The sequence below is a fragment of the Paenibacillus sp. N119s genome (assembly GCF_059447605.1).
In genome coordinates this window covers 1-3,829 of sequence record NZ_JCAJRU010000342.1, presented here as the reverse complement: position 1 = coordinate 3,829, position 3,829 = coordinate 1, and the positions used below count along the sequence as shown (strand labels likewise).

Sequence of the window (3,829 nt, the reverse complement as noted above, 5' to 3'; positions counted from 1 at the left end):
TGCTGCTGCAACTGCATGGAGATTTGGCCCCCCGGTTGGTAGAGTGGCTGAATGAGCAGGGGGCAGTAACTCGCCAAGTACTTCCTTATAAGCATATTCCACCTGAAGAAGCAAAATTGCAGGCATTGCTGGACGATGTGATCCAGCGTAAGATTGATGCTGTCACGTTCACGAGTGGCCCGCAAATCCGTTTTTTGGCCCAATATGCCAGAGAGCAAAACCGAATTGAAGATTTGCTGGAAGCTTTTCGTGAAGATGTCATTGCTGTATCGGTAGGCAAAGTGACTGCACAATCCATTTTGGAAGAGGGAATTGAACGAATTGTGTTCCCAACTGAAGAGCGCATGGGCGCGATGATGGTGGAGCTGGGCAAATATTTTGAGCATAGTGACTCGGTGCATGGCTACGGCTTGAAGAGCGTGAATGGTCATTTGAAATGAGTTAGACAACGATAGTGCTGTAAGCTGAAAATGAACTTATATTTACGAATCCAGCGTAAAATAAAGATAAGGGCCTGCGAGGTCTTTATCTTTTTTTGTTGGACATGCATCGATAAAGTTTTTTGTTATAGCGAAAATATTTGTCTAATATAATGAATAAGTTTCGATGCATGATACTTGAGGACAGGAGCTGAGACGTTAATGAATTCTATTTGTGTATTTGCCGGGTCCAGACCTGGACATTCTTCGGTATATGTAGAGGCGGCAGGCAAGCTGGGGGAAGCCATGGCTCGCCAGCATATCCGTCTGATCTATGGTGGCTCCAGCAGAGGGCTGATGGGTGAGGTGGCGGATGGACTGCTGGCGGGTGACGGTCAGGTCACCGGTATTATGCCGACCCTGTTATTTGATGCAGAGATCGTACATCGGGGAGTTACCGAGTTTATTGAGGTAGCAAGCATGCATGAACGTAAGGCGGCAATGAGCGAGATGGCCGATGCGTTTATCGCCCTTCCGGGTGGCTTGGGAACCTTTGAGGAGCTGTTCGAGGTATTGTGCTGGGCGCAAATTGGTATTCACCACAAGCCTATTGGGCTGCTAAATGTAAATGGATATTTTGACCCGTTGGTAGAAATGGTACGTCATAGCGTTCAGGAAGGGTTTACCGGAGCTGATCATCCAGCGCTACTGAGTATCTCTGCGGACCCGGACGAATTGCTGCATATGTTAAAAAATAAAGCAGAGAACTTAAAATAAAGCTTTTTTCGTGCTTGCACAACTGATTGAGGCAAGGTTATGATAAGACCCATAATCAAATAGCGGACAGACAAGGTGCCTTTGCGATTGAGCAAAGGGTAACAGGGAATCGGGTGCAAATCCCGAGCGGTCCCGCCACTGTAAGGAAGAGGATTCTTTTAAAATGGTCACTCGTACAAAACGGGGAAGACGAAAGAATCCGTTGATGCCAAGCCAGGAGACCTACCTTGATCTGTATGCACCGTTAACCTTCGCGGAGAGGATGGGTGTACGAAAATCAGGAAATCAGGCACACGTTGCTTTTTCCATGTTGGTTACAGGTTTGCGTGGATATGAACGTGCAGCAGCGTTTGAAGCGTAAACAAAACAGATGGAAAACAACGGCAGGTTGGAGGGAGACAAGAACTGTCTTCTTACGCTGTTTCGTCTGATGAGAGAGATACGTACATAGGAACCCCATCCGGGCAGGATGGGGTTTTTCGAGTTATAGATGTTCATAAATTAATGAATTAGTTAGTATAGCTGCCCTGAAAAGGATGAATAGGAGGAGCACGATGAGCCCATTAGGAAAATTGCTGGTGATTGGATTTGGACCAGGAGATATGGAACATATCACAAAACGGGCGTTGGATGCGCTGGCTGAAAGTGAGGTCATTATCGGCTACAACACCTATGTTGATTTGATCCGTCCGTTGCTAAATGGTCAGGAGATTGTACGCACAGGGATGACAGAGGAAGTGAGCCGTGCACAAGAGGCGGTTCGCCAAGCAGAGATGGGCAAGAAGGTAGCCGTCATTTCCAGTGGAGATGCGGGGGTCTATGGCATGGCCGGGCTGGTGTACGAAGTGCTGATGCAAAAAGGCTGGCGCCGCGAGGACGGAGTTGAGGTAGAAGTCGTGCCGGGGATCTCGGCTATCCAATCCTGTGCTTCATTGTTGGGGGCGCCGGTGATGCATGATGCTTGCACGATCAGTCTGAGCGATCATCTGACCCCGTGGGAAACGATCGTGAAGCGGGTAGAAGCTGCGGCTTCGGCTGATTTTGTAATTGCATTATACAACCCGCGCAGTGGCCGGCGTACCCGCCAGATCGTGGAGACGCAGTCCATTTTGCTCCGTTACCGTGATCCGCAGACTCCGGTTGGGCTGGTGAAGAGTGCTTATCGTGAACGTCAGCAGGTTATTGTAACGACGCTGGAAGATATGCTGAACCATGATATTGGGATGCTGACGACCGTAATCATCGGCAATTCCTCAACGACAGTGTATGACGGCTTAATCGTGACTCCGCGCGGCTATCAGCGTAAATACACGTTGGATACGACTGAGCAAGCGCTTAAGCCGCACCAGCGGCTTCGTGCGGAGGCAGAGCCGTGGTCGCTGGGCGCGCAAGAGGATCGCGCGCTGGATGGACCGCAGGCAGGCGCAGCTCTGACTGCGCCCACCGGGCCTTCCGCAAGCGGAGCTGCGGTTGCCACGCAGACACGCCCGCAAGCGATGGCTGCCGTGCAGGCTACGCCTGCGAAGCAGACCGGGGCATCGCTGGCCGCAGAGGCGCTCGGCCGCCTTGCTGTCAGCGGCAAGCTGCCAGGCGAGGCCAACGCTCGCTGGAGCGGGCAAGCGCCTGCTGCCGTGAGCGCCGTCGGAACGTCAGCCGGAGCAGGGGCTGCGGCTGGGAAAGCGCCAGGCGGCTTTGGCAAGCCTGCGCTGTTTGAGGTAGGTGTTTCCCCTGGTGTGGGAAACAAGAAGTTCACCGCTCGGCAGATGGCATTGCTCGCTGACGTAGCGGGTGATGATGGTGAGCTGGAATACACGCCAGATCATCAAATCGTGTTGCGCGTGCCGTGCACGGACCCCGAGGAACTAGTCGGACGGCTACGAGATGAGCGATTCATTGTCATGCCGATCGGCGATGTGTTTAAGGTGAAGGCGTGCGACTTCTGCAATATGGAGAAAGATGACGCTGTGCCTGTGGCTGAGCATCTACAGGTTGTACTTGGCGGCTTACAGGCACCCAAGGAAACGAGTATTGCCTTGAACGGATGTGGCATGGCTTGCTATGGAGCGGTGCTGGAGGATATCGGAATCGTCTATCGCAAGGGAGGATACGATCTTTTTCTCGGCGGCAAAAAGTTTGGTCGCAACGCTCATGCCGCTCAGCCTGTAGCGGAAGGGATTCCGGGTGACCAGATTACGGACATCGTGGAGAATATTATCGCTGAATACAAGGAAAAAGGGCATCCGAACGAGCGTTTTCATAAATTTTTCAAACGTGTAGGCATCGTTGCCGGTTTCCGGCATGAAGATGCGCCGGCAACAGTAGAAGTGAACGCGGTTTGTGGTGATTAGTCGGTTGGTAGGCTTGATGAACCGGATACAAGCATATATATAATAGGGCGTCTGTAGGCTATCCCTATAAATGAGGAGGAACAAACAGCAGTGGATGCAATATTGTTGGTTGGACATGGAAGTCGGGACCCAGAGGGTAATCAGGAACTACTGGAATTTGCACAGGCGGTGGCAGATCGGGCGCCAGGTACGTGTGTAGAAACCTGCTTCCTGGAGTTGGCGCGCCCAAGTATTTCCGAAGGAGTACAGGCGTGTGTGGAGAAAGGGGCGACGCGTGTCGTTCTT

At 51.9% G+C, this 3,829-nt stretch carries 5 protein-coding genes and 1 riboswitch; all 5 genes read left to right on the top strand.

The genetic code is table 11. The features are described 5' to 3' along the window. Nucleotides 1-440, top strand: a 440-nt coding sequence (locus tag AC5V8P_RS24145) for a uroporphyrinogen-III synthase (RefSeq protein WP_495473951.1), incomplete at its 5' end; no start/stop codon positions are given. A 201-nt stretch (nucleotides 441-641) separates the two neighbouring features. After that, nucleotides 642-1,196 carry an LOG family protein gene (locus AC5V8P_RS24140; protein WP_064797725.1) on the top strand — a complete coding sequence of 185 codons (555 nt, stop codon included), beginning with the start codon at nucleotides 642-644 and terminating at the stop codon, nucleotides 1,194-1,196. Between the two features lie 57 nt (nucleotides 1,197-1,253). Next, a riboswitch (cobalamin riboswitch) is annotated at nucleotides 1,254-1,440 on the top strand. Continuing rightward, a complete protein-coding gene (locus AC5V8P_RS24135; protein WP_156497401.1) occupies nucleotides 1,402-1,557 on the top strand; it encodes a hypothetical protein in 156 nt (51 codons plus the stop codon). Its footprint overlaps the riboswitch before it by 39 nt. Nucleotides 1,558-1,750: 193 nt before the next feature. Beyond that, nucleotides 1,751-3,544 carry a precorrin-3B C(17)-methyltransferase gene (gene cobJ, locus AC5V8P_RS24130; RefSeq protein ID WP_064797726.1) on the top strand — a complete coding sequence of 598 codons (1,794 nt, stop codon included), beginning with the start codon at nucleotides 1,751-1,753 and terminating at the stop codon, nucleotides 3,542-3,544. A gap of 90 nt (nucleotides 3,545-3,634) precedes the next feature. After that, nucleotides 3,635-3,829, top strand: a 195-nt coding sequence (locus tag AC5V8P_RS24125) for a sirohydrochlorin chelatase (protein WP_495473950.1), incomplete at its 3' end; no start/stop codon positions are given.